Source organism: Paenibacillus diazotrophicus, from assembly GCF_042610465.1.
Genome location: NZ_JBGJZN010000001.1, coordinates 1,629,009 through 1,650,159, shown reverse-complemented (window position 1 = coordinate 1,650,159; position 21,151 = coordinate 1,629,009). Strand labels below are relative to the sequence as shown.

Below are 21,151 nucleotides of genomic sequence, written 5' to 3'. Positions count from 1 at the left end.
TGCAGACCATGAAAGAAATTCTGGATTCGGAGCAGGTTCAGGGATACATTGCAGCACATGATCTGGAGTCTATACTTAATGAACCGCTGAAAGAACACATGCACCTGTACAGCTTCGAACAAGGGGAGCATATCTGCTCCAAAGGAGATCCTTCCGAATATTTATATATTCTGGTCAAGGGAAAGCTCAAAATCTATACCACAACGCCTGAAGGGAAAACACTGATCATCTCTTTCAAAACCCCGCTGGAGCTGATCGGTGATGTGGAATATATTCAAAACACGGAACGGCTCAACACGGTGGAGGCTGTATCTCCTGTGTATATGCTTGGTATAGAGTACCGCTGGTTGAATAGATACGGTAAGGATCATCCGCCGCTGCTGCAGTTCTTACTGGAGATTATCACCCAAAAGTTCTACCGCAAATCTAATTTCCTGAGCCTCAATCTGATGCATCCGGTGGAGGTGCGGCTGGCCAGCTACTTGCTGTCGATCTCATTCGATGAATCTGACCCCAACTTTACTGGGCAGCTGAATACGATCAACCTTACAGATACCGCCAATTTTATTGGCACGAGCTACAGGCATCTGAACCGTATCATTCAGAAGCTTAGCCTGGAGGGTCTGATTGAACGGAGTAACGGTCACATTCTAGTAAAAGATAGGGCAGGACTTATCAAACTTGCGAGCCGCAACATTTATGAACAGAGCTGAGTCATCTGGAGCAAATATCGTACACACGTGAAATGGAGTGAGTAAGAAATGTTAATAGGAATTTTACTGGCGTTAATTGCCGGTTCGCTGGTGAGTCTGCAGAATATTTTTAACACTAAAGTTAATGAGCATACGGGTTCCTGGACGACTACAACCTTGGTGCTGGGAATGGGATTTATCGCTTCACTTCTGATGGGAGTGATTATGGAAGGCGCCGACATGTTCACACTGCAGCATATGCAGCCCTGGTACTGGTTCAGCGGCATGATTGGTGTTGGCGTGGTCATCTGTCTGGTGCAGGCTACCCGGCTGCTCGGACCCACTTATGCAATTTCGATCGTGCTTACTTCACAGCTTGGTTTTGCGCTTCTGTGGGATTCACTGGGTTGGCTGGGTCTGGAAAAGGTACCATTTACCATCAATAAACTGATTGGGGTGCTGGTCATCGTTGGGGGGATTCTGGTGTTCAAATTAGGTGGGGCGCGATCACCTGAGAGTGAACCTTCGTCCGGCAAGCCGCAGCAGGCCTTGAATCTGAAGTGAGAATCCATAACCCTTACAATGTCCATAATTGAACAAAAAGCGCGTATCCGCAATGCCACGGATGCGCGCTTTTTATAATCTTAGATGGACAGTCCGTATCCGGAAGGGGCTTTGCTGCCCAGGAGCGAGTGTTTCCATTGCTGATAGGCTTCCCAGGCATCCCCGTTATCCAGCAGATGCTTGCAGGTATACACACCTTCTTCAATCGAATTAACCTTCTCGGCCAGATGGAGCCGTGCTGCACCATTTAACAGCACTTGATTATAAAAGGCCAGGTGGCCTTCGCCTTGAAGTACAGCTTCCGCCATCAACAGCTGCTGACGCGGGGTCCAGTCCATTTCCGGCACAGGAGTCTCCAGGCCAAGCGATTCCGGATCAATAATATCCAATTGGGCGGTACCGCCGGAAATGGAATATACGCGGTTGGGGCGGTCGATGTATAGATCTTCTGACCCTTCGGCACCTTGCACAACCAAGCCTTTTCGATAACCAAGCTTGATAATCATTCTGGATATACGGTCAAACACAGTGTTGTGATAAATACCATATACAATGTAAGGCGAACAGGAATAGTCAATCAGCTTTTCTACCGTATTGAAGATGGTACGCATACCAATATCCTCACGGAGATTGCGAATGTCCGCTAGAGGCGGACACCACTTTTCCGAATCGACGAACAGCACACCGCTCTTGCCGGCGGACTCAATCATTTCAGCTTTGCTGAGTGCACTAATCTCAATCCCGGTTTCCTGAATAATATCCTGCAGGGTAATTCCCCATTTTGGCGGTAAGGAAGCTGATCCGTGAAGTGTGACAGGAAGGCCGGCTGCCGCTAGGACAAAAGAGGTCGGAAAGGTGGCGGCGAACGATTTTTTCCGGCCGTCATATGGACCTGCACAATCCAGTCCCTGTAGAACCGGTTCACGGTGGGCATGTTTGCGGCAGACCGATACAAAGGCCTCCAGCTCTTCGAAGCTTTCCAGTTTGATGCGCTCGGCAATCAGAAAGGCGCCGATCTGGACCGGAGAAGCCGTCAGATTCAGTATCGATTCAGCTGCGGCTTCCGCTTCTTCATACGTTAAGTCACGGGCTCCCCGTTTACCCCGGGCGACTTCTTTTAGAATATTAATCATATGGATTCTCCTTAAGTTTGATCCTGCAGCAGCTGATACACTTTGACGATAGAAGTGGCTACATCAACCATCCGCTTGCGTTCGTTCATAGCCTGCTTACGAAGAAGATCATAGGCTTCGGATTCACTGATGTTTTTGGCTTTGGAGAGGATTCCTTTAGCCATATCAATCCATTTGCGTTCTTCAATCCGCGATAGAAGCTGCTCCCGCTCCTTCAGCCATTGCTGGCGCTCAAAGCATTGTCTGGCGCTGAAATGAAGAATCCAATGAATTTCCTGCGGCTGCATGGAAGGGGATAAGATTCCGTCCACCATAATGTCGTCTTCACAGGCAGCGACCGATAAGGTTGAGGTGGATGAAGTGCACCACCATAGAATTGGAGCGGTTTTGCACTTCATCAGCGAGGTTCTCCAGGTCTGGATCTCCGTAATCGGAAGATCAAGGATAGAGGCATCCGCATCTCTGATCATCCGCATGGCCTCTTCTGGCGAAGCTGCCGCTGAGATTACATAGCCGCATGAACGAAGCAGGGTATCCGGGCCTGTTGATGAACGCTCTTCTCTGACGTTCTCTGTCTTGTTATTCTGAATAATCAACAGGGAATGCATAGTTTGACGCTCCTTTTATATCGTAGTCACCGGTTGTGATCAACCAGCAGCAGCGTGCACGAAAGATAGATGATGTAATATTATATAACACAGAAGAGGTTGCTTTGTCGATAAATTTAAAAATCAAAAATTTATGTGTTAACAATATTGACGTAATTGGAGTTCCTGTAGTATAGTCGTTTTAACAAATTCATCAAGTCTACGAATACAATGGTGTATTCGCTTGAAGCGGCAATGGCGCCTGCTTTCACTTTTTCGCAAACGGAAGATGTATGTTTCCGTGCGGAGTGAAGCGGGCTTTTTCTGTTGCTCACATGGAGAGGAGAGAGACAGATGTCAGATATTCGCAAAAAACTCATATTGGTGGGTAACGGAATGGCGGGGGTACGGGCCATCGAACATTTATTGAAGTTATCCCCGGAGGCTTACGAGATTACCATCTTCGGCTCCGAACCGCATCCGAATTACAACCGGATTATGCTGTCCTCTGTTCTGGCAGGCGGGAGCAGCATGGGAGAAATCGTAATCAATGATCTGGAGTGGTATCACAGCCACGGGATCCGTCTATACATGGGTCATACCATTACAAATATCGATACTGTGCAGCGCAAAGTATACTCGGATCAAGGGGTGGTGCTGCCGTATGATGAACTGATTCTGGCTACAGGCTCCAATCCGTTCATGCTGCCGCTGCCGGGAGCTGATAAGGAAGGCGTAATTGCTTTCCGCGACATTAAGGATTGTCAGATTATGCAGGAAACCTCACAAGTGTACCGTAAAGCAGTGGTTATCGGCGGAGGGCTGCTGGGATTGGAAGCGGCCAGAGGCTTGCTGCATCTGGGAATGGAAGTATCCGTTGTGCACATTCATCCCTATATTATGGAGCGCCAGTTAGATGAACCGGCATCCATCATGCTCCGTAAGGAGCTGGAAGAGCAGGGGATGAAGTTCCTGCTGAGCAAACAATCCGAAGCGATTCTCGGCAAAAAGAGAGTCAAAAGTCTGCTATTCGCAGACGGGGAAGTTGCTGAGGCGGATCTGATCGTTATGGCAGTAGGCATCAAACCGAATGTTGAGCTGGCGCAGAAAAGCGGCATAGCGATTAACCGGGGCATTATCGTCAATGATTTTATGGAGACCAATGTTCCTGGAATCTACGCTGTGGGTGAATGTGCAGAGCATAGAGGGATTGCTTATGGACTTGTAGCTCCGCTGTATGAACAAGGTGCGGTTCTTGCCAAAAGACTGGCACGGGTCGCAACGGAAGGTTATTCCGGATCTGTAACTTCAACCAAACTCAAGGTATCGGGTGTCGATGTATTCTCGGCAGGACAGTTCATTGAGCGGCCCGGTACCCGGGCGCTTCGATATCAGGACGAGATAGACGGGGTCTATAAGAAGCTGGTGATTGAGGATGACAAGCTGGTCGGCGCGGTTTTGTTCGGTGACACCGGTGACGGTGCACAGCTCTTCTCCATGATTAAGAACGGAGAGAATATTAAAGGGAAAGAAAAAGAGCTGCTGCTCGGCATATCCTCCGACGCGCTGGCTTCTCCCAAAGGCAACCGGCTTGAGGGGATGGCCGATGATGAAATTATTTGCGGCTGCAATGGAGTTTCCAAAGGAGCCATCGCGGAAGCGATTCAAACTGGCGGCTGCACGAGTGTCGGCCAGATCAAGGCCTGCACCAAAGCCTCTGCATCCTGCGGCGGCTGCAAACCTCTGGTAGAAGGACTTCTGCAATTATATGCTGGAGATCATGTCGTGACAATTAAAGAAGGAATATGCGGCTGTACCACCTTGGGGCGTGACGAGATTGTCGCGGAGATCAAGCGCATGGAGCTGAAGACCGTCAAGGAAGTCATGAATGTCCTGGAATGGAACAATGAAGAGGGCTGCCCCAAATGCCGGCCTTCATTGAACTATTATCTGGGAATGCTGTGGCCGGAAGAATATGTGGATGAGAAGGAATCACGCATTACCAACGAACGTTATCACGCCAATATCCAGAAAGATGGAACCTATTCTGTGGTTCCCCGAATCTACGGCGGGGTAACCTCACCAGCTGAACTCATGAAGATCGCAGAGGTTGCTGCTAAATTTGATGTTCCTCTGGTGAAGTTTACCGGTGGTCAAAGATTGGATCTGCTCGGAGTCAAAAAAGAAGATCTGCCCAAGATGTGGGAAGAGCTGGATATGCCTTCAGGTCACGCCTACGGCAAGACCTTGCGTACGGTTAAAACCTGCGTGGGCTCCACCTTCTGCCGGTTCGGAACCCAGGATGCCATGGGGATGGGGATCAAGCTTGAGAAAGCATTCGAACGGCTCAACACCCCAGGTAAGGTTAAGCTTGCTGTATCCGGTTGTCCCCGCAATTGCGCGGAAGCTACGATTAAGGATTTTGGCGTAGTCGCGATTGATGGCGGATGGGAACTGCATGTTGGAGGCAATGGCGGCGTACATGTACGGGCAACTGACCTGCTCTGTGTGGTCAAAACGGATGATGAGGTTATGGAGTGGGCCAGCGCTTTCCTTCAATATTACCGCGAGAATGCCGGATGGAACGAAAGGACCGCACAGTGGGTTGAACGGGTGGGCCTGGACAGTATCAAGGCTGCACTGGAGTTACAGGAGGATCGTCTGGCCCTTCAGGAGAGAATCCAGCATGCGCTCAGTCTTACAACCGATCCTTGGAAGCAAATCGTAAATGAACCGGAGCTGCGTAAAAATTTCGAGCAACTGTCTGAGACGAAGACGGTACTGAAGGGGGAAGCCATATGACAATGACCAAAATGCTGGTGGGCAAGGTGACGGATATTGATGTGAAGGGCTCCCGGATCGTCAGAATGGGTGACAAAGAAATCGCACTATTCCGCCTCTCAGATGGCGAAGTGCTTGCTCTAGAGAATAAATGTCCACATAAAGGCGGAGTCTTGTCGGAAGGAATGGTCTGTGGTTCTAAGGTGCACTGTCCGATGCATGATTGGCGCATTGATCTGCACAGCGGGGATGTACAGGCGCCGGATCATGGTCACGTAGTCACTTATGAGGTCGAAGTGGACAGGAGAACCGGTTCCATCTATTTAACTCTGGAGGGAAGCCTATGATCCAGGGAAGCGTGTCTATTGTAGGAGCGGGTCCCGGTGACCCAGAACTTCTTACAGTCAAAGCCATGCGCAGAATTCAAACCGCTGATGTAATTCTCTATGACCGGCTGGTGAACGATGAAATTCTTAGTTACGGCAAACCAGAGGCACTGCGGATCTATGTCGGCAAAGCGCCCGGACATCATTCCATGCCACAGGAAGCTATCGAGAATCTAATTATTAAATACGCTTCTGCAGGTAATCATGTTGTCCGGTTAAAGGGAGGAGACCCCTATGTCTTCGGGAGAGGCGGAGAGGAAGCATTGGCTGTTGCTGCAGCCGGCATCGATTATGAAGTCATTCCCGGTATCTCCTCGGCTATCGGCGCCGCCGCCTCTGCCGGCATTCCGCTGACACACCGCGGGCTGGCTGCGTCTTTTGCAATTGTGACTGGAAGCCGCTGCCACGATCAGACTTCAGCTGCACACTGGGAGGGTCTTGTCCATAGTGTAGATACGCTCGTTATTTATATGGGTGTCAGTACGCTAAGTGACATCCGGCAGCAGTTACTTAAGTACGGGAAGAGTCCAGCGACTCCGGCTGCCCTGATCGAGAATGGAACGACTGTCCATGAACGGGTCATCACAGGAACACTGGGAAATATAGATAAGCTCGCTACCGCACTGAAGATCAGCAATCCGGCACTTATTATTATTGGTGAATCCGTGGCGGTAAGAGATCAGCTACTGCGGCTGGAGAAGGGTGTACGCTCTCGGATCGGTTAATGCTGCTTATGCCAATTTGCCGGAGTGTCATAATTGAAGTGACCCCAATCACTGGACTTAGAGCCTCAAACGGACTATACTTTGCACAGATTACAGTGTTGAACTTTACTGATGCAAGGGAGAGAACGGTGAGATGCAGATTCTACTAGACCAAGTGACAAGCGGACGCCTTGAAGAAAATTTGGGTGGTAAGCCGGGATATCTTAAGCTGTTCTACGATACCGAGGATTGCGGCTGCAATGGAGTTCTTGTGATCCAGATTGTAGACAGACCTAACGATACGGACATCGTTATACAGAACGAGCCCTTCGTCTTCGTGTGTGACCGCCAGCAGGAATCATTGTTTGATTCCACTATGACGCTGCAAGCAGAAGAGAACTACCCTTCCTATAAGCTGACGAGTCCATCCGGACTGTTAAGCTCGAACCTAAGAATTAAGGATCTCCGGTAAGGATGAAGGTCCCCTGACATAACGAATCGCTCTTTATAATGGCGGGATAACCCCCCATTCTATAAAGAGCGATTTGTTTGTGTGTGGAAGTGGATGGACCGAAAGAGTGACCCCAAAAGCAGTTTCCAGTATAATAGTGGAATCTGAAACAGGAGGCTGTAACCAATGAAGCCGATTACAATCTTAATAGCGGATGATGAGGCGGAGATCGCTGATCTGATAGCCATGAACCTGGAGAAGGAGGGCTATCTTACGGTCAAAGCTCTGAACGGGCTTGCAGCTATCCAGACCGTGCAAACACAGCCTGTCGATCTGGCCATACTGGATATCATGATGCCCGGGCTTGATGGTCATGAGGTTACCCGGCAGATTCGTGAGCAGCACCGCATGCCGATCATTTTTTTGAGTGCTAAGGCTTCGGATTTGGATAAGATCACGGGGCTGGTTCTTGGTGCCGACGACTACATGACCAAACCCTTCAACCCCATGGAACTGGTGGCGCGGGTCAATGCCCAGCTTCGCCGGGCCATGCAGCTGAATCAGCCGGATACAGACATTACGTCCATCCTGCAGGTGGGAGGATTGATCATTGATCCGGATAAACGCACAGTTTCAATCTATGGGCAGACGGCGGAGCTGACCCCGAAGGAATTCGATATTTTGTACCTGCTTGCCAGCCATCCGAACAAGGTATTCAGTGCAGAGAATCTTTTCGAGCAGGTATGGGGCGAGTCATACTACGACAGCGGGAATACGGTGATGGTCCATATCCGCACCCTCCGGAAGAAGCTGGGTGAGGACCCTAAGAAATTCATCAAAACCGTGTGGGGAGTAGGGTATACGTTCAATGGCTAGACCACAACGCAGTTTCCGTACAAGTATGCTGATGCTGTTCGGACTCAGTATGCTGATCTCCGGTTTTTTCACCTATCTGGTCTATAAAGGGCTCCAGATGTACTATCATGAACAGGTCCTGGCAGAAGATGATATTGTACGCGTGCGGGTCTTCATGAACCGGGTCGGGGATGTTAACTTTTTTTTAATTCTGTTTGTGCCGCTCGCGATCCTGTTTTTCTTCCTGCTGACCAAACGTTATGCTACCTATTTTGAACAAATATCCTCAGGCATTCACAGTCTCGCCAACGGAGAATTCAGTGCCCGCGTGGACATTGCCTCCCATGACGAGTTCCAGGCAATTGCTGATGATATTAACCGGGCTAGTGAGCAGCTGCAAGGGGCTGTCGCAAGGGGGGATTTTGCTGAGAGCAGTAAGGATCAGCTGGTACTGAATCTGGCGCATGATATCCGTACGCCGCTGACTTCGGTGCTGGGCTACCTGGACTATATCTTGAATACTACCGATTTGTCTGCGGAGCAGGCAAGGCATTACACCCGGATTGCGTATACCAAATCACAGCGTCTGGAGAAGCTGATTGAAGAGCTATTCGAGATTACCCGAATGAACTACGGAATGCTTACGGTGGAGAAGAAACCCATCGATCTCAGCGAGCTGCTGTTCCAGCTTAATGAAGAGCTGTATCCGCTGTTCGAGAAGAACAAGCTGGTTGCAAGGCTCCATATCGTACCGCAACTGATGATACCGGCGGAAGGAGAACTGCTGGCCCGTGTCTTTGAGAATCTTCTGACCAATGCCGCACGTTACGGCAGGGATGGTCAATATGTGGATATCCATTGTAAAGTGGAAGACAGCCATGCGGTTGTTGAGGTCATGAATTACGGACATTTCATTTCACCGGAAGAGCTGCCATTTCTGTTTGATATGTTCTATACCGGGGACCAGGTACGCACATCGGATACGAAGAGTACGGGACTAGGGCTTTTTATCGCCAAAAATATCGTTGAGCGCCATGGTGGCACCATCTCCGCAGAGAGTAGTGTAACCTCTACGATTTTCAAAGTGACCTTACCGCTTAAGCCCTGATATGAATCCAAGCTGTAATTTAAGAAAAATTTAATTTTTAGGCCACTTTGTATTTAAGCTTTTTCCTATATTCTGGTGAAACATACGGTAAAGGGAGATGCTTGCATTGAAAAAGTGGCTTTTTTTGTTCATTGTTTTGCTGGTCATCGCATTCAGGTTTTGTCTAAAGGAAGGACTGCTGGCAAAAGAACCCTCCATTCAGGAGCACCCGGCTGCTCTATCTGCATCTGCAGAAGACTACATCACTATAAAGATAGACAAAGAACAAATTCACCAGGGGAATCTCATTTTGGTCAACAAAGATTATTCTGTACATAAGAAAGGGGTATCTAAGGATATCGTTGCACTTTCACAGCATGATGAGTTAACCCAAGGCTTTGAACTGCTGGATCCATCCATTGAAATGTCACGCAGTGTAACCGAAAGGTTCTCGAAATTGACCGAAGCGGCTGCCAAGGACGGAGTGGAGCATTTCCGCATCAGCAGCGGGTACCGGGATCAAGCGGAACAACGCAAGCTCTATCGTGAAAAAGGAGCGGATTACGCGCTTCCCGCAGGTCACAGTGAGCATAACACAGGCTTATCGCTGGACATCGGCTCCTCGCAAGGTGAGATTGCCCATTCTCCGGAGGGGGAGTGGCTACAGGCTAATGCGTGGCATTATGGATTTATACTGAGGTATCCTGCCGATAAGACGAATATCACCGGAATTCAATACGAGGCCTGGCATTTCCGTTATGTCGGTTTGCCGCACAGTCTGCTGATGAAGGAGAAGCACCAGGTCCTGGAGGAATATCTTGCTGACTTGAAGAAACGGAAGCGTCTGCAGGTTATGGTCGACAATCGAAAGTATCTGATTCTATATGTACCGGGTTTAGAGCTTGACAGTGTTCAATTGCCGGCAGGGCATCCTTATGAAATATCCGGCAACAACATGGATGGGGTAATAGTCACTGTGCAACTGAGTAAGTGGGTGACATCATGAAGAAATGGAACAGGAAGCTTATTATCTTAGGATATGCTGTATATTTGTACCTGCTGGTCAAAATAATTTTGTTCAAATATGGGCCTGTAGACATCCGAGCACTCTGGTATCAGCTGCATAATGTGTTGGAGGTTCCCGGGATGATTCAGAACCGCCTGGCGTTTGCCAACTTTACACCCTTTGTCTCCATTAACCGTAATCTGGAACGGCTCTCGAATCCCAATGATTTCATAAATCTGTTCGGGAATATTGCACTTTTTATTCCGCAAGGAATAATCGTAAGGTTAATTGGAAGAGGAGGCTTGTTCACTGCTTTCATATACTCTTTCGCATGGAGCGCGGCACTGGAAGGCACCCAGATTCTTTTAGCCATGGGGAGCTTTGATGTGGATGATCTTATTCTGAACGTGCTCGGAGGACTGATTGGATATGCCATCAGCAGAATAATCATCACTCAGCCAATTGCCCTCTCAAAGAAAGTGTAAGTCTGTGCGGACGCAAAGAATGGCTTGATTTAGAACTGGCGACCAAAACGGAACAAGCTATAATTCATGTATGGGCTAAGTTTTGAGAGGAGGAAGCACTTGAGAATCATCGGAATCGATATAGGAACGACTTCCATTACGGGTATGGTCTATGATCTGGAACAACGCCGTACCCTGCACTCCATTACTGAAAAGAATGCAGCACAATTGAATGTCAGCCAGCAAGAATGGGAGCGTCTTCAAGATCCTTCAATCATTCTTAATATAGTTCATGGCATACTTAGCAAACTACTCGAATGGCAGCCAGGGATACAAGGTATCGGACTGACCGGACAAATGCACGGTATCTTGTATACAGATGCTTCGGGGAAACATCTGACCCCACTGTATACGTGGCAGGATGGCAGAGGAGGTCAGCCTTACGATAAGGATTATACCTTTGCACAAAAACTGGGTGAAAATACCGGATACGCGGTTTTTCCCGGCTATGGGCTGGTAACTCATTTCTATAACCTGCAGCACAGTCTTGTTCCGCCGGAAACCGTCAGCTTTTGTACCATTGCCGATTATGCCGCTATGAGACTTGCCGGGAGAACATTGCCACTTATTGATTCCACCCAAGCTGCCGGGCTGGGATGCTATAGCATCACGGAGGGGGATTTCGATAAGGAGGCCATCACACGATCAGGTATAAGTACTGAACTGTTGCCGAAGGTAGCTCCATCCGGAACACTTCTTGGCTTAACCCTCGAAGGGGTTCCGGTATTCACATCTTTGGGGGACAATCAGGCAAGCTTCCTTGGCAGTGTACCGTTTCCGGAAGAATCGCTGCTGCTGAACATCGGGACCGGAAGCCAGTTCTCCGTAATGCTGAATCACTCTGGCATCCCGGTTGAGGGGCTGGAAGCACGGCCTTATCCGGGTGGTGGTGTGCTAATGGTCGGAGCCGCGCTGAGCGGCGGCAAATCCTATGCGCTACTGGAGAAGTTCATTCGTCAACTGATAGAAGCATACACGGGAGAATCTCATGAAGATATGTACGCATTTATGGATATATTGCTTCGAGACGGTCACACGCCCGGTCACGGCCTGTCAGTCAACCCGCAGTTTATGGGCACGAGGTCGAAACCTGATGCGCGGGGAAGTATAGAAGGGATTACGCTGGACAACTTCACTCCAGGTCTGCTGATCCAAGCATTTCTCCAGGGTATGGTTGACGAGCTGTATGCATTTTATGATCGCATTATGAAAATGAGTCCGGAGAATCATTGGACTGGACTTATTGGTTCCGGCAACGCCCTGCGCGCAAATCCGGCTCTGTGCACGAAAGTGGAAGAGCGGTTCGGACTGCCCCTTACGCTAAGTTCAGCTTCGGAGGAAGCTGCTGTGGGAGCAGCCTTATGCGCGGCAGTTGGCGCCGGGATGATTGGAAGCTTCAAGGAAGCTGGACAATACTTAGGATGAAGCTACTGTTCGCCGGGTGAAGCATGTCATCTGAAGCTTTGCGGGAACTGGCTGACGATCGCATTCGTAATCATATCGGCCATGGCCAGCGCTCCCTTTTGAATGGAGTCATACAGCTGCACACTTTGTTTATAATCCTTTTGGAGCAGACTGACAGCTTCCGCCTTGGTTAATGCAAGATGCTGATAGAACATTTGCCTGAATTCCTCTTTGGGGAAATAAGGATTAATGCGGCTGAGAAATTCGACAATCTGATCGCCATTAGCAACCCATTTCTTCTCGGCAGCTGCAGCAGCCGTCTCATCTCCAGCTTTTGCGGCTTTTACCAGGTCGGCAGCAATGACTAGATGTTCTTTGATTAGCTGCGCGTAAGCATCACCTGCAGCCGCACCGTAAAAGGGCTTAAGGGCATCACCCATGTCTGAAGGATTCCTTAGGAGACGTGCCAAAGTCTCATCTGTGTCAGGTAAGCCATATACAAGGCTGCGGATTGCAATCACAGTCCACGTTACATGCTGCTCCCAGAGCGACCTCATGAGACTCATCAGATCCACTTGCGGTCTGCTCAGGCATTCAGAAGACACCGCCATGTACATTGACATGGGTTGGTGACTGGCATTCGGATTGCCCTCAGCGGGATAGTAGGGTCGCCAATCATATTGCATGGAATTTCCTCCTTAGAATGAGTAGCATCACTGTCTGGCGCCAGCTTCGTAATTACTGGTACCAGTAGAATTGGTTTAGATCATGTATACCGTATCTTATGGAATATCCGCCCAAGTGTTCTCAGGATATCAAAAAGGCGCGTTTCCCCTCTTCAAGAAGGGAAATGCGCCTTTTCTAATTTCTAACATTTAAAAAGGAACGATTAAAGAACAGATAACGTGAAGCGGAAGCTGTAAGGACGGTTGGATGGCAGGGTGAACTCATCATGTGTTGGAGCTCCCCAGCTGTCATCTCCGCCGACACCCATTTGTTTGTAATTAACTCTCAGCACACTTTTGGTGGAAGGCGCCAATTTGTAGCCATGATCACTCGCTTCGAGCTCTTCCGGTGTCCAAGGGAGCACATTGATCTCCATCGGCAAGCTGCTCTCCAAGTGAAGCCCGTTGCCGGTTGAACTTTCCGTTAGGGAAGCAAAGCGAACTCCGGTTTTGTTGCCGCACTCCTGCGGTTTGAGGTAATTCACGAACTGTTCGCTTACCTTGCCGGAATAACGTCCCAGCTTGGCGCTTGTCTGGCGGTCCCAATAGTTCTCATGAGGACCTTTACCGTACCAGGAGATTGTATCCAGTTCCTTGTCCAGTTCAAATAGCAATCCGAATTCAGGGATTTCAGGCAGCTTATCGCTTCCTGGATTCAGCTCCTGTGAAATCTCGACCTTTCCGTCTGGCGTAATCTTGTATTGCAGCAGTAGAGTGGAGGCAGGCTCAGTGCCAAGCAGGTAGTTCACTGTCACAATGCAAAGGTTGTCTCCGGCAGAGTAGGAGAACCCGGTAAGTGTTCTGTTGTAGGACACCTCTCTCCACACTGCACAACGCTTATCGAGTCCATTCCCCAGATCATTGTCAGTTACCGCTCTCCAGAAATTAGGTCTTACCGGGGCAAGCAAGCGTTCCTTCCCGGACGAAGTATAGGAGAACAGGTCGCCATTTGCCTTATGGAATGCCAGCGCAAAGCTTTCTCCCTGGACGGTAAGAACATCCGCTTGTTCTGTGATACTTAATGCACTTCCAGTGGCAGCATTCACTGATGGGCTTACTGCGACACGCGGAGACAATACAAATTGTTCCCAGGCGATCTCATGGTTAACTTCAGACCATGCGGTCGCTGCAGGCTGCGTGAAGGACAGCGTCAATACTGCTTCTTGTCCATTTACCAAAGTGCTCTGATCGTAAGGAAGGACACATTCGGCCGTTTCTCCTGGTTCAGCAGAGACCTGTGCAACACCTTCCTGCACAACAACACCATCTAAGGCTACTGTCCATTTCAACTCAAACTCTGCGATGTTTGTAAACAGGTAGTTGTTGCGGATCTCAAAACGGCCTTGAGCCAGGTCCGCAGCGGTTATTTTCACATTCTGATAGCATTTCTTAACTTCAAGCAGTTTAGGTGTAACGGATCGGTCAGCGAACAGCAACCCGTTACCGCTGAAATTACCGTCATGCGGCGTTTCGCCGAAATCTCCACCATACGCCAGATAAGAAATACCGTCGGCAGTTGTGGTGCGGATCGCCTGATCGACCCAGTCCCAGATGAAGCCGCCCTGGATAATATCGTACTGATCGAACAGCTCTGTGTATAAATGCAGACCTCCGCATGAATTACCCATAGCATGGCTGTATTCGCAGAGGATATAAGGTTTTTTCGGATCATTCTTAGCATACTCGACAACATCACGCGGCTTAATGTACATAGTGGATTCAATATCGCTTGCCGCATCAGATGGCCGGTAATGGAAGATGCCTTCATAATGAACGACCCGGCTCGGATCAGCTTCACGAAGATAGTCATGCATAGCGATAAAGTTATCGCCTCCGAACGACTCATTACCGAGCGACCAGATGATAACAGATGGATGGTTCTTGTCTCTTTGCATCATGGAATTACAGCGGTCCAGCACATTGGCGCGCCATTCCGGTCTGCTGGCAGGAACGTTGTACTCATTCAGCTCTTTTTGGCCATATTGCCAGGAACCGTGTGTCTCCAGATTGGTCTCATCGATTACGTAGAGTCCGTATTCATCACACAGCTCATACCAGATAGACTGGTTCGGATAATGAGAGGTCCGCACGGCATTGATATTATGAGACTTCATCAGCTCGATATCACGGATCATATCTTCTTTACCAAGCGCACGTCCGGTCTCACAGGAGAACTCATGACGGTTCGTGCCTTTGAAGACAATGCGTTTGCCGTTAATCTTCATCAGTCCGTCTTTAATTTCGAAGGTACGGAAGCCAACCTTAGTGCTGACCGCTTCCTGCAATTCACCCTGTTCATTCTTCAATGAGAGGACAAGAGTATACAGATTCGGCTTTTCGGCGCTCCATTTATCCGGTCCGATAACTTCGGCTCCAAGCTTAAGCTGCTGCAATCCACCCTCTCCAAAGGAAGCGCCAGTAGTTACCGGGGAGGTCCATACGTTCTTGCCATCACCGTTATACAGCTGCATTTCAACCGTAAAGGCGCCTGCTGCCGTATTAAAATAGTTCTCCAGCTTCACATCAACGTTGAGTTCAGCATTGGCGTAATTCTCATCCAAGTCGGTGTGCACGAAGAAGTCGGCAATATGCACAGGAGGAGCCGTATATAGGTAGACATCACGAAAAATCCCGCTGAGCCGCCAAAAGTCCTGATCCTCCAGCCAGCTGGCATCACACCAACGGTACACTTCAACCGCCAGCGTATTGTCTCCATCTTGCAGATAAGCTGTAATATCATATTCGGAAGGGGTAAAGGTATCTTCACCATAACCTACAAGTTCACCATTGACCCACACATAAAATGCAGACTCTACGCCCTGAAAACTGATATACACTGGCTGGCCAGCCCAATCTTCAGGCACTGTAAAGGTACTGATATAGGAACCTACAGGATTGTATTTGGTTGGGGCAAAAGGAGGCTTCAAGTCTGGTTCGGATACCGCCCATGGATAACGGACATTCGTATATTGAGGGTAGTCATAACCCTGAAATTGCCAATGGGAAGGGACGGGGATTTCGGCCCAGCTGCTGCTGTCATAATCTGCGGCATAAAAGTCCTTGATCCGCTGCTCTGGCGTCTCTGCAAATGCAAACTTCCAATTTCCGTTCAGCAGATGATAATTAGGCGAAGCGGTCTTGTCACCCTTGAGTGCTTCGGGGATACTTGGATATGAGATCATGGAGGCATGCGCATCCAAGCGGTTCAGCTGAAAAATCTCCGGGTTGTTATTCCATTCCGGGTATCCATTTGCAGGGGGTTCATAGGTAAATTTGTTGCGCACATTAACATCTCCTTATATTATTATATTCATATTATAAAATGCCAATACTTCAAGATATATAGAAGAATATTCGCTTGCATAACACAATATGAAACAGGAGAACTAACATGGAGAGCACATTGATCTTTTGCGAAACAGATGAAATAGAGGCACTGCCGCTGTATGCCACAACTATCGGGTTCTGGGAGCATCAACCGGAATTGGAGCGACCCACGGGGTTCCCGGACTATCAGATGCATCAGGTCCTTGAAGGCAAAGGTGAATTGTTTCTAAAGGATCGGCGTTACATTGTAGAACCGGGGGACGTTTTCTTTCTGTTTCCGCATGTTGCCCATGCCTATGCACCAATTAGTGCTGAATGGAAGCTGTCCTGGGTTTCTTTTAATGGAAGAGAAGCGGGACGACTTCTGACGTATGCCGGAATCCGGGAATCGGGACCTGGAAGGCTGAATGATCTCTCATTACTGAATCCCCTGCAAAAAATGCTTGAGCTGTCACATGCCAACAGTCTTGATGTTAATATGGAGCGTTCCAAGCTGATGTATGCATTAATGCTTGATCTCAAGGCGCAGCTGTCGGCACCGGCAGGCGGTCAGGATGAACTGGAACGCATCAAGCCGGTACTGCAGCATATCGAACTGAATCTGCACCGGACCCTGCCGCTTAAGGAATTAGCGGAGGTAGTGTCGATCTCACCTCAATATCTATGCCGTTTGTTTCAGCGGACACTGCATGAACGGCCTGTGACTTACATTAATAAACAGAGGATCAACCGCAGCAAACAGCTTATGTTCAGCGGCAGGGAGAAAAAGATTTATGAGATTGCCGAGGAGGCGGGGTTTGAGAATACCAGCTATTTCTGTGCCGTCTTCAAACGGGTCACGGGCATGCGGCCAGAGGAGTTCAAGCAGCTTCATGGGCTGGAGGGGTAGGTACTGCAATTCCTTTTTAACTAGCCGTAAATAAACCTTTCTACAATTACAGCAGCCGCTTGAACATCCGAACTCGAATTATCAATCCGCAGGATGTTCTCCGCCTGAAGAGGCCAGGCAACCGTTCGGCTCTCAAGTGAAGTGCTAAAAGTCTCCCAGTTCCGGAACTTCCAATCATCCAGGGGAGAGTGCCTGCCTTCAATCCGTTCCCGGTATAATTCGTAGTTACCCAGACTTACCAGAACCACTCTTACTTCAATTTCTTCCAGGTTGCGGCCGATCCGGGCCAGCTCACTTCCGATCCATCCAGGGTCTTGGACTTCCTTGGTAAATGGACCTACTACAAATACGTCACATTCCAGTCCCATATTATCCAGCGCGGCATCCATGGTGATCCGGTAGCCTAGATCGCGGCATAATCTTTTATACTCTGTGGAATCCCGGTCATCGGGGTCCAGACCATGCATGCTCATGATCACATCTGCAGCAGGCCTGAGGAGAATATCCATATCCAGGATAGCAGCTTTACGGCGAGATGCGACTGCTTTGGCCAAGGTTGTTTTGCCGGCACCCGCCGGTCCCAGGAAGAATACAAGTTTGTTCATCATTGTCTCTCCTAACTATAGTCATCATTTACCTATCCTATCATGTTTACACCTGGAAATCTTAAGATCCGACTACCTGAATCAATGATGGTTTTATGTTATGTTAGAATTAAACCTATATTTAACTTAAGACATGGAGGCTAACCAAAGCAATGATCATCCGAAATATTGAATTTAAAGATAATGCTTCAATTGAACAGATCATCAGAGAATGCCTGATCGAGTTCGGCGGGAACCGTGAAGGATTGGCGTGGGCTGATGAGAGTATGCATGATTTGTATCATTACTATAATAATGAGCCTGACCGGGCTTACTGGATCGTGGAAGAAGACGGGAAAGTGCTGGGTGGTTGCGGAATAGCTTCCTTCGATGGGTCAGATCAGGTATGTGAGCTTCAGAAGATGTACTTATCTTCAAGCATTCGCGGAAGTGGTATCGCTACAGAATTATTGAGGATAGCACTGGATTTTGCTTCTCTCCATTACAAGCAGTGTTATCTGGAAACTCTGCAAAGCATGCAAGCCGCTAATAAATTTTACATCAAACAAGGGTTCTTGCTATTAGACGCCCCGCTTGCCGGCTCCGAACATTATGCCTGTGATGCCTGGTACATCAAAGATTTAATCCATTAACCATTGTGGACAACAGCAAAAGATGCAGCTGCCTTCATGCCAATAGCGCGAGCCATGGTCATGAGGACAATCTGCATCCTTGTTGTTTCCGCAAAGTGTTCCTGCTTCGTTTCATTTACGATAATCTTCTTGCTACTGAGACCAAGCGTTTCGCCTGAATTTGCCGGCCAACATAGATTCGTCGGACTACCAATCCGGCTATCGTCAATCCTGTCAGCATATACATAACCTGAATTCCGGGTTCTCTGGTATCGGACCCAAGCATGATTCCGTGAAGAAGAGCCATAACGAACATCGGTAAAGCCAAAAAGTGAATAGCCCGCCATAGTTTTTTTCCAATGGTACGAATCATATCTGAGCTGATTAGGATCAATAGGAGCATATAGAAGGAAAGGGTTCCAAGTCCGGTCCACAGCGGTTCATGATGGGATGCGAAAGGAATGGCAAGTTCAAAGAGCGAATATCCTACATTTTGATCATAAGTAAGCACTAGTCCATGTACAAGACCGAATAGCAGGCCGAACCAGCCTGTCCACTGATGGATAAGATTCAGCTGCACGCGCCGCTGGCCTTTCACCCACGGCTCGCCTTGTAGCAGACCTGCAGTAACGGCTAAGAACAGAAGCAGATAGGAAGTGAAACCGGCAGCTCTTACTGTAGTCCACACCGATAGGTGCTCCGCAAGACTATTTAGCCACTGTTGCATGGACACCGCCTCCTTGTTGTTTGGCTAGAATACATTCGATTACTCCTATCGGAATTACCGTCCCGTCTGCCTTGACGGCAATAGCCGCACAATCGGGATAATTCTTCTCCAGCCAAGGGATACCTTGTTCCGTGCCCAGAATAAGCAAGCATTTGGCGTACACCTCTGCTTGTACAAGCGTTGGGCAGATTGCTGTGACCTGGACCAGATCCGAAGCGCTGGACTGCAATGTACGCGGATCCATAATATGATGCCGTGTGCTCCCGTCTGCATGGATCCAGCTTCGCTTTATGCTGCTGCTTGTGGCAATACCCGCCCCTGTTCTTATGCGAATAGCTGCAAGGTCATCCCCTGGAATGAAGGGTGAGGCTACGTCAATGATCCGTATAGCATCTCCCCACAGGATCACATCACCGCCGGCGTCGATCACTCCGCTCTCAATACCTTGTTGCTGCAGCTTTAGGGAGAACTTCTCCGCACTCCAGCCTTTGGCAATTCCCCCCAGATCAACGGAATAGCCGGGAGAGAGAAGAACTGTATCCGGATTGCGGTTAAGCCGCATTATAGAACTGGGTATGGAACTAATCCCAGGTTCAGCTTCAGACAATGTACTTTCTTCCTCAGTCAACTTACTACTGCTTATCTGCTCAAAGCTTACCCGGTAGCCCGCCGAAGCCAGAATGTTACCCATAAAGGGGTTGAACAAACCTCCAGTCTCTGTATAATATTTATCCGCTTCGTTCAGAACTTCGAACAGGAGCGGCGAGACTGTTACTGGCTTTCCCGGTGATTGGTTCAGCCGCATTAGGCCGCTATCCAGGTTGAACCGGCTGAGCTCCATTTCAACGAAATGAAACCAGCGTTCCGCTTGTTCATCTATATCTGCAGTCAGCCCGTGTGTATGAAAGCTAGTATTCATTGCTTTGAAATGGCTCATGCTGCTTCCCCCTTTATGATGCCTGAGTTCGTATTCTTCCTTCGCCCCGGCTATCCTCTGAACCTGTGCTGCCCGAAAATCCGGATCCGAAATCCCCGCGCCGCTGTCTTGGTCCATCCGCTGTAGAATCCCTGTTTGGTTCCTGAGCTTGTTCATAGCCTGAAGATATGGCAAGAGAGGAATCACTTTGTGCGGCTTCTGAATGATTGATATACCCAATAAAGCCGGTAAACAGGACAGCGCCTGTCACTCCAATTAACCATTTAATCAAGTTTTGCTTTTTCATTGTGATTTACCTCATTTCCTTGTTGTAATGTATTCACAGATTAATTCAAGTTGGTGAAAATATGGTGAAAGTAACAGACGGTAAATTTCATTTTAATTTCATCATCAAATGCTATGATTTAATCAGCACATCGATAAGAGGAGAAAAGACAGATGAGAATATTGCTGGCTGAAGACGATCTGCGTCTGGGTGAACTGATTGCCCATATGCTTAAGAAAAAAGCTGAATGTGATGTGGAATGGGTAACCACCGGAGAAGATGCATACATTTACGCTTCAGGAATGGTCTATGATCTGTTGATTCTGGACTGGATGATGCCGGGCGGGGATGGAGTGAGTATCTGCCGCCGGTTAAGAAGTGAAGGTTATATGGGTGCTATGCTGATGCTAACGGCCAAAGACAGTCTGCTCGATAAAATAACAGGTCTTGATGCCGGGGCTGACGATTATTTAATCAAGCCTTTCGAAATTGAAGAGCTGCTTGCACGCATACGGGCGCTACAGCGGCGGAATTTCGCGCCTATTCTGGAGCAAGAGATACGAATCGGGGATATCCGCCTTAACCGGAATGCCCAGAGTGTACGGCTCGGCAACACTGAGATTCAGCTAACGCCGCGTGAATTCCAACTACTGGATCTGCTCGCGCAGAATATAGGTATTGTGCTGACCCGTGATGTTATTTTTGACCGGATCTGGGGGCTTGACGCTGATGTCGGACCCAAAACCATCGATGCGACAGTGAAGCTATTACGCAAGAAACTTTCCGGTATTACAGGAGACAACTGGATCCAGAGCATAAGGGGGGTCGGGTATAAAATTGATAAATAGACCACGAGGATCTACAGATCTTCTCAAACAGACGCAGCGAAAG

General features: G+C 48.7%; 22 protein-coding genes. 14 read left to right on the top strand and 8 right to left on the bottom strand.

The window, feature by feature from the left end; all coding sequences use genetic code 11:
- The first annotated feature begins 8 nt into the window (after nt 1-8).
- Both ACAN54_RS07520 and ACAN54_RS07515 read left to right on the top strand, forming a co-directional pair.
- Entirely contained in the window at nt 9-713 is a 705-nt protein-coding gene (locus tag ACAN54_RS07520; RefSeq protein WP_379152594.1) for a Crp/Fnr family transcriptional regulator, read from the top strand.
- A 48-nt stretch (nt 714-761) separates the two neighbouring features.
- Complete coding sequence (locus ACAN54_RS07515; RefSeq protein ID WP_379152591.1) at nt 762-1,256, top strand: DMT family transporter; 495 nt, start codon at nt 762-764, stop codon at nt 1,254-1,256.
- Nucleotides 1,257-1,336: 80 nt separating this feature from the next.
- Here the strand turns inward: ACAN54_RS07515 and ACAN54_RS07510 are convergent, their stop codons facing one another.
- Together ACAN54_RS07510 and ACAN54_RS07505 are read right to left on the bottom strand one after the other, a co-directional pair.
- On the bottom strand, nt 1,337-2,395 hold the full coding sequence (locus ACAN54_RS07510) for an anthranilate phosphoribosyltransferase (RefSeq protein ID WP_379154145.1): 1,059 nt from the start codon (nt 2,393-2,395) through the stop codon (nt 1,337-1,339).
- Between the two features lie 5 nt (nt 2,396-2,400).
- The gene (locus ACAN54_RS07505) at nt 2,401-2,997 is read right to left on the bottom strand and encodes an ANTAR domain-containing response regulator (protein WP_379152587.1); all 597 of its coding nucleotides are present in this window, start codon (nt 2,995-2,997) and stop codon (nt 2,401-2,403) included.
- A gap of 333 nt (nt 2,998-3,330) precedes the next feature.
- Here ACAN54_RS07505 and nirB point away from each other — a divergent pair, with 333 nt between their 5' ends.
- From nirB to ACAN54_RS07460, 9 genes are all read left to right on the top strand, one after another.
- Entirely contained in the window at nt 3,331-5,778 is a 2,448-nt protein-coding gene (gene nirB, locus ACAN54_RS07500; RefSeq protein WP_379152584.1) for a nitrite reductase large subunit NirB, read from the top strand.
- Between the two features lie 2 nt (nt 5,779-5,780).
- Complete coding sequence (nirD, locus tag ACAN54_RS07495) at nt 5,781-6,104, top strand: nitrite reductase small subunit NirD (protein ID WP_379154143.1); 324 nt, start codon at nt 5,781-5,783, stop codon at nt 6,102-6,104.
- Nucleotides 6,101-6,868 (top strand): uroporphyrinogen-III C-methyltransferase, encoded by a 768-nt coding sequence (gene cobA, locus ACAN54_RS07490; RefSeq protein ID WP_379152581.1) that lies wholly within the window; start codon nt 6,101-6,103, stop codon nt 6,866-6,868. Before nirD ends, cobA begins: the two co-directional genes overlap by 4 nt.
- Before the next feature lie 133 nt (nt 6,869-7,001).
- The gene (locus ACAN54_RS07485; RefSeq protein ID WP_379152578.1) at nt 7,002-7,319 is read left to right on the top strand and encodes an iron-sulfur cluster biosynthesis family protein; all 318 of its coding nucleotides are present in this window, start codon (nt 7,002-7,004) and stop codon (nt 7,317-7,319) included.
- A 165-nt stretch (nt 7,320-7,484) separates the two neighbouring features.
- Complete coding sequence (locus ACAN54_RS07480; RefSeq protein WP_379152575.1) at nt 7,485-8,174, top strand: response regulator transcription factor; 690 nt, start codon at nt 7,485-7,487, stop codon at nt 8,172-8,174.
- Nucleotides 8,167-9,261: a sensor histidine kinase gene (locus ACAN54_RS07475; RefSeq protein WP_379152572.1), complete on the top strand. Its 1,095-nt coding sequence runs from the start codon at nt 8,167-8,169 to the stop codon at nt 9,259-9,261. Before ACAN54_RS07480 ends, ACAN54_RS07475 begins: the two co-directional genes overlap by 8 nt.
- A gap of 106 nt (nt 9,262-9,367) precedes the next feature.
- Nucleotides 9,368-10,246, top strand: a complete 879-nt coding sequence (locus ACAN54_RS07470) for a M15 family metallopeptidase (protein ID WP_379152569.1) — start codon at nt 9,368-9,370, stop codon at nt 10,244-10,246.
- Entirely contained in the window at nt 10,243-10,731 is a 489-nt protein-coding gene (locus ACAN54_RS07465; RefSeq protein ID WP_379152566.1) for a VanZ family protein, read from the top strand. Before ACAN54_RS07470 ends, ACAN54_RS07465 begins: the two co-directional genes overlap by 4 nt.
- A 99-nt stretch (nt 10,732-10,830) precedes the next feature.
- Nucleotides 10,831-12,195 carry a sedoheptulokinase gene (locus tag ACAN54_RS07460; protein WP_379152563.1) on the top strand — a complete coding sequence of 455 codons (1,365 nt, stop codon included), beginning with the start codon at nt 10,831-10,833 and terminating at the stop codon, nt 12,193-12,195.
- Between the two features lie 26 nt (nt 12,196-12,221).
- On the opposite strand, the gene ACAN54_RS07455 is transcribed toward ACAN54_RS07460, so the two are convergent.
- A complete protein-coding gene (locus tag ACAN54_RS07455) occupies nt 12,222-12,797 on the bottom strand; it encodes an acetylglutamate kinase (protein WP_379154141.1) in 576 nt (191 codons plus the stop codon).
- A 266-nt stretch (nt 12,798-13,063) separates the two neighbouring features.
- Nucleotides 13,064-16,183 (bottom strand): beta-galactosidase, LacZ type, encoded by a 3,120-nt coding sequence (lacZ, locus tag ACAN54_RS07450; RefSeq protein WP_379152560.1) that lies wholly within the window; start codon nt 16,181-16,183, stop codon nt 13,064-13,066.
- A gap of 107 nt (nt 16,184-16,290) precedes the next feature.
- Here lacZ and ACAN54_RS07445 point away from each other — a divergent pair, with 107 nt between their 5' ends.
- Nucleotides 16,291-17,115, top strand: coding sequence for a helix-turn-helix transcriptional regulator (locus ACAN54_RS07445; RefSeq protein WP_379152557.1), 825 nt, complete (start codon nt 16,291-16,293; stop codon nt 17,113-17,115).
- Nucleotides 17,116-17,135: 20 nt separating this feature from the next.
- Here ACAN54_RS07445 and ACAN54_RS07440 read toward each other — a convergent pair whose 3' ends face one another.
- Complete coding sequence (locus ACAN54_RS07440; RefSeq protein ID WP_379152554.1) at nt 17,136-17,720, bottom strand: P-loop nucleotide/nucleoside kinase family protein; 585 nt, start codon at nt 17,718-17,720, stop codon at nt 17,136-17,138.
- A 152-nt stretch (nt 17,721-17,872) separates the two neighbouring features.
- Here ACAN54_RS07440 and ACAN54_RS07435 point away from each other — a divergent pair, with 152 nt between their 5' ends.
- Nucleotides 17,873-18,352 carry a GNAT family N-acetyltransferase gene (locus tag ACAN54_RS07435; RefSeq protein WP_379152551.1) on the top strand — a complete coding sequence of 160 codons (480 nt, stop codon included), beginning with the start codon at nt 17,873-17,875 and terminating at the stop codon, nt 18,350-18,352.
- Nucleotides 18,353-18,467: 115 nt separating this feature from the next.
- Here the strand turns inward: ACAN54_RS07435 and ACAN54_RS07430 are convergent, their stop codons facing one another.
- From ACAN54_RS07430 to ACAN54_RS07420, 3 genes are read right to left on the bottom strand one after another with little or no spacing between them, the layout of a single operon-like run.
- The gene (locus ACAN54_RS07430; RefSeq protein WP_379152548.1) at nt 18,468-19,058 is read right to left on the bottom strand and encodes a ferric reductase-like transmembrane domain-containing protein; all 591 of its coding nucleotides are present in this window, start codon (nt 19,056-19,058) and stop codon (nt 18,468-18,470) included.
- Complete coding sequence (locus ACAN54_RS07425; protein ID WP_379152545.1) at nt 19,039-19,995, bottom strand: FAD:protein FMN transferase; 957 nt, start codon at nt 19,993-19,995, stop codon at nt 19,039-19,041. Before ACAN54_RS07425 ends, ACAN54_RS07430 begins: the two co-directional genes overlap by 20 nt.
- Nucleotides 19,996-20,008: 13 nt before the next feature.
- The gene (locus ACAN54_RS07420) at nt 20,009-20,281 is read right to left on the bottom strand and encodes a hypothetical protein (RefSeq protein ID WP_379152542.1); all 273 of its coding nucleotides are present in this window, start codon (nt 20,279-20,281) and stop codon (nt 20,009-20,011) included.
- A 152-nt stretch (nt 20,282-20,433) separates the two neighbouring features.
- On the opposite strand from ACAN54_RS07420, the gene ACAN54_RS07415 reads away from it, so the two are divergent.
- Nucleotides 20,434-21,108, top strand: a complete 675-nt coding sequence (locus ACAN54_RS07415) for a response regulator transcription factor (RefSeq protein ID WP_379152539.1) — start codon at nt 20,434-20,436, stop codon at nt 21,106-21,108.
- The last annotated feature ends 43 nt before the right edge of the window (nt 21,109-21,151 follow it).